Source organism: Sandarakinorhabdus sp. (assembly GCF_040398645.1).
Taxonomy (GTDB): Bacteria; Pseudomonadota; Alphaproteobacteria; order Sphingomonadales; family Sphingomonadaceae; genus Sandarakinorhabdus.
The window spans coordinates 13105-16643 of sequence record NZ_JBBATR010000052.1 but is presented as its reverse complement, the minus strand read 5'-3'; the positions used below and the strand labels follow the sequence as shown (position 1 = coordinate 16643).

Sequence of the window (3539 nt, the reverse complement as noted above, 5' to 3'; positions counted from 1 at the left end):
GCGCGCGCCAATGGGCAAAGGCGCGCGCCTGCAACGCCGCCACAAACGCCCGTGCCGGCGGGCCGGTCCAAACGGCGGGGGCATCACGCCGCCCCACCCACCAGCCCTGCCCCGGCAGCCGATCTGATTCGCGCACCACCAGCACGGCCAGTTCCGGTTCGCCGGCCAATTTCCCTTCGCGGTCGATCGCATCGAGCAGCCGGCACAGCACCCGCATCTTGGGCCGGCTGAAGCGATATCCCAGCGCCAGCAAGGTTTCGGAATAGGACAGATCATGGCCAGCGCGCGCCGCTGCAATCAGCAAGGCCTTGATGGCCGGCATGTCATCGGGATTGATCATGGCCGATGGTTTTGCATGCCGATATGCAAACCGGCAATCGCGCCATTTGCATGACAGCGCCCGCGCGCCCTGCTATCGCACCGGCATGACCGTTTATTTCCACGAAGGGGACCTGCCCGCTGGCGTGCTCGCCCCCGGCCCCGTCGCCGTTGACAGTGAAACCATGGGATTGCACCCGCACCGCGACCGATTGTGCCTGCTGCAGATCAGCGACGGCGGCGGCGATGAACATCTCGTGCGCTTTGGCATCGGGCAATATGATGCGCCCAACCTCAAGGCCGTGCTGGCCGATCCGGCGCGCGTGAAGCTGATGCATTATGCCCGTTTCGATCTGGCGGTGATCCACCATTATCTGGGCGTGTGGGCCACGCCGGTGTTCTGCACCAAGATCGCATCGAAACTGGTGCGCACCTATACCGATCGCCACGGCCTGAAGGATCTGCTGCGCGAAACGCTGGCGGTGGACATTTCAAAGCAGCAGCAATCCAGCGATTGGGGCGCGGGCATCTTGTCCGATGCCCAGAAGGAATATGCCGCCAGCGATGTGCGCTATCTGCACCGGGCCTATGCCGTGCTGGTTGATCGCCTGGCGCGCGAAAGCCGCACCGAAATGGCGCAGGCCTGTTTCGATTTCCTGCCGACACGCTGCCTGCTCGATCTGAACGGCTGGGCCGAACAGGATATTTTTGCGCATCTGTAACGGCGTTTCGAAAGCCTGATTGTGGCATTGTCTCCCCTCTCCACTCTCCAGATGCCGATCGTTCTTTCCCGCCGCCAGCGGGCAGCGTTGCCGGGCAGTGGCCACGACAAGCGCATGCACGCGTTGAAATTTCTATTGCCGCTGGCGGCATTTGCCGTCGGAATGACCATCATGATCTGGCCGCTCTTGAATGTGCAGGAATTTTCTTTCCTGCTGGCCAAGGATCAGGTGAAGGTGGCGAACGAACGGTTGCGGGTGAGCCGCGCCGAGTATCGCGGCAAGACCTCGGCTGGCGAAGCCTTTGCCATCTCCGCCAGCAGCGCGGTGCAGCGATCCAGCGCGGTGCCGGTGGTTGAGCTGACCGCATTGGCAGCGCATCTGGCTGGGCGCGACGGCCCTGCCGATGTGTGGGCACCATCGGGCCGCTATTTCATCGAGGATGACCGGCTGGAAGTGGCAGGCCCGGTCAAGATGCGTTCCGATGGCGGTTACACGCTGGATGCCAGCACGGTGTTTGTCGATCTGCGGCGGCGCCGGGTCAGCACAAAAGACGCCGTGCGCGGGCGGCTGCCGATGGGCAATTTCCGGGCGGATCGCATGTCGGGGGACTTGTCGGGCAAGCGGGTCACGCTGATCGGCAAAGTGCACTTGCGCATCAACCAGCGCGGCGGCAAGGGATGACACCATGAAACCGGCCATGCTCATCTTGCTGCTGCTGTGCGCCGCCCCGGCGCTGGCCCAGCGTTTCGACAGCGCGGCGCCGATCGATATCGATGCCGCCCGGCTGGATGCATCCGATGATGCCAACGAAGCCATCTTCTCTGGTGCGGTGGTGATCCGCCAGGGCAATCTGACCCTGAAGGCGGACCGGGTGCGCCTGACCTACAGCAAGGACAATAGCGGCAATCCGCAGGTGCAGCGCGTTGATGCGCTCGGCAATGTGCAGCTGGCGCAGGACGATATGCGCGCCACCGCCAGCAACGGCATTTACGATGTGAACGCCCGGCTGGTGACCCTGCTGGGCAATGTGAAGATGGACCGCGGCGGCAGCAAGCTGCAAGGCGGGCGCGTGGTGTGGAACCTGAACACGCGCACCAGCAGCTTTGACAATCGCTCCGCCGCCAACCCGTCGGGCCGCGTGACCGGCCGCTTCACCGTGAAGCCGCAGGCCAAGGCGAACCCGCCCGAGCCTAAGCCGCCTGGCTGACCGCAGCCACGGCATCCCGCACCGCGTCGGGGCGTTCCAGCGGCAAAAAATGCGTCGTGCCGGCAATCCGCTCGGCGCGCAGGCACCCGGGATGCGCCGCAAACGCCGCCAGTTCAGCATTCTGCACCGTGGAGCCATGTTCGCCGGCCAGCAGCACGAACGGGCATGACACGCCCGCCAGCGCCGGCTCGATATCTGCCGATACGGCGCGGAATGTGGCCGCTTCATAGGCCGGCGCGCAGGCCAGCGCTGCACCGTCCGCATCCTCCACCAAGCCGCCATCAAGATAGGCATCCAGATCCGCATCCTGCCACGTGCGGAACACGCCGCGGCCGTGATAGGCGGCGCGCGCTTCGGCCCGGCTGCCAAAGCGCCCGCGCCGCCGCACGGCCTGATCGGCCATCGGATTGGGTATGGCCGCGCCGGCCCGCACCATCCGGGAAATCTCGAACGGCAATAGCGCCGGATCGATCAACACCAGCCCCGCCACCCGCTCAGGCCGCAAGGCCGCTGCCAGCAGTGACACCGCCGCCCCCATCGAATGGCCAGCCAATATCCAGCGCGCGCCGCCATCGATCACATCCAGCAGCGCATTCAGATCATGGGCAAAATCGTTCCAGCTCAGCAGGTGTGCTGGGTCCTTGTCCAGCCCGCTCAGGCCGTGGCCGCGCGCATCGCTGGCGGTGACGGCGAAATTGGCCGTCAACGGCTCAAGCAGCTGCGCATACACTTGCGCGTTCATGCCGGTGGCATGGGCAAAATGCAGGCGCGGGCCGTGGCCGCCGGACAAAGCAGAAACCGGGCCGCCCGGCGTTGAAATGGAAATTCGGTTCATGGGCTTAGCGATAGCAGACGCCAACGCCCCGGCCAGTGCGCCCTTTTGCCAGCCTCTGTTATACGGCCAGCCAGCGCCGCAATATGGCGGTATTCCTGTCCATCAAGGCGGCGTCACGCTGGGCTGGCGCGGTCATGATGGCGGCATCCAGCACCGTATCGATCGGGCTGGGCGCGCGAACCGCCGGCAGGGCGGCACACAAGGCGGTGATGCTGGCGCGGGCCAGCGCGGCATTGCCCTGCATCACCGCCATGATCTGCGCCACATCGACATCGCCGCCATCGTGCCAGCAATCAAAATCGGTCACCATCGCCAGCAGCGCATAGGGCAGCTCGGCTTCGCGGGCCAGGCGGGCTTCGGGCATCGCGGTCATGCCGACCAGATCGCAGCCCCAGCTTTGGTGCAGCCGGCTTTCGGCGCGGGTGGAAAAGGCCGGGCCTTCCATCGCCAGATAGGT

General features: G+C 65.3%; 6 protein-coding genes. 3 read left to right on the top strand and 3 right to left on the bottom strand.

What is annotated here, in order from left to right; genetic code table 11:
• Positions 1–340: ribose-phosphate pyrophosphokinase (locus ABWP50_RS10835; protein WP_353217997.1), on the bottom strand; the 340-nt coding region annotated here is incomplete at its 3' end.
• An 85-nt stretch (positions 341–425) separates the two neighbouring features.
• Here ABWP50_RS10835 and ABWP50_RS10830 point away from each other — a divergent pair.
• From ABWP50_RS10830 to lptA, 3 genes are all read left to right on the top strand, one after another.
• Positions 426–1040 (top strand): ribonuclease D, encoded by a 615-nt coding sequence (locus ABWP50_RS10830; protein ID WP_353217996.1) that lies wholly within the window; start codon positions 426–428, stop codon positions 1038–1040.
• A gap of 171 nt (positions 1041–1211) precedes the next feature.
• Complete coding sequence (lptC, locus tag ABWP50_RS10825) at positions 1212–1721, top strand: LPS export ABC transporter periplasmic protein LptC (protein ID WP_353217995.1); 510 nt, start codon at positions 1212–1214, stop codon at positions 1719–1721.
• Positions 1722–1725: 4 nt separating this feature from the next.
• The gene (gene lptA, locus ABWP50_RS10820; RefSeq protein ID WP_353217994.1) at positions 1726–2247 is read left to right on the top strand and encodes a lipopolysaccharide transport periplasmic protein LptA; all 522 of its coding nucleotides are present in this window, start codon (positions 1726–1728) and stop codon (positions 2245–2247) included.
• Here lptA and ABWP50_RS10815 read toward each other — a convergent pair.
• Together ABWP50_RS10815 and ABWP50_RS10810 are read right to left on the bottom strand one after the other, a co-directional pair.
• Positions 2231–3082 carry an alpha/beta fold hydrolase gene (locus tag ABWP50_RS10815; protein WP_353217993.1) on the bottom strand — a complete coding sequence of 284 codons (852 nt, stop codon included), beginning with the start codon at positions 3080–3082 and terminating at the stop codon, positions 2231–2233. The genes lptA and ABWP50_RS10815 overlap by 17 nt on opposite strands.
• A 58-nt stretch (positions 3083–3140) precedes the next feature.
• Positions 3141–3539: phosphorylase family protein (locus tag ABWP50_RS10810; RefSeq protein ID WP_502951040.1), on the bottom strand; the 399-nt coding region annotated here is incomplete at its 5' end.

Coding starts and splice junctions, on each gene's coding strand:
- ABWP50_RS10830 (WP_353217996.1), top strand. CDS start 426: ATGACCGTTTATTTCCACGAAGGGGACCTGCCCGCTGGCGTGCTCGCC.
- lptC (WP_353217995.1), top strand. CDS start 1,212: ATGATCTGGCCGCTCTTGAATGTGCAGGAATTTTCTTTCCTGCTGGCC.
- lptA (WP_353217994.1), top strand. CDS start 1,726: ATGAAACCGGCCATGCTCATCTTGCTGCTGCTGTGCGCCGCCCCGGCG.
- ABWP50_RS10815 (WP_353217993.1), bottom strand. CDS start 3,082: ATGAACCGAATTTCCATTTCAACGCCGGGCGGCCCGGTTTCTGCTTTG.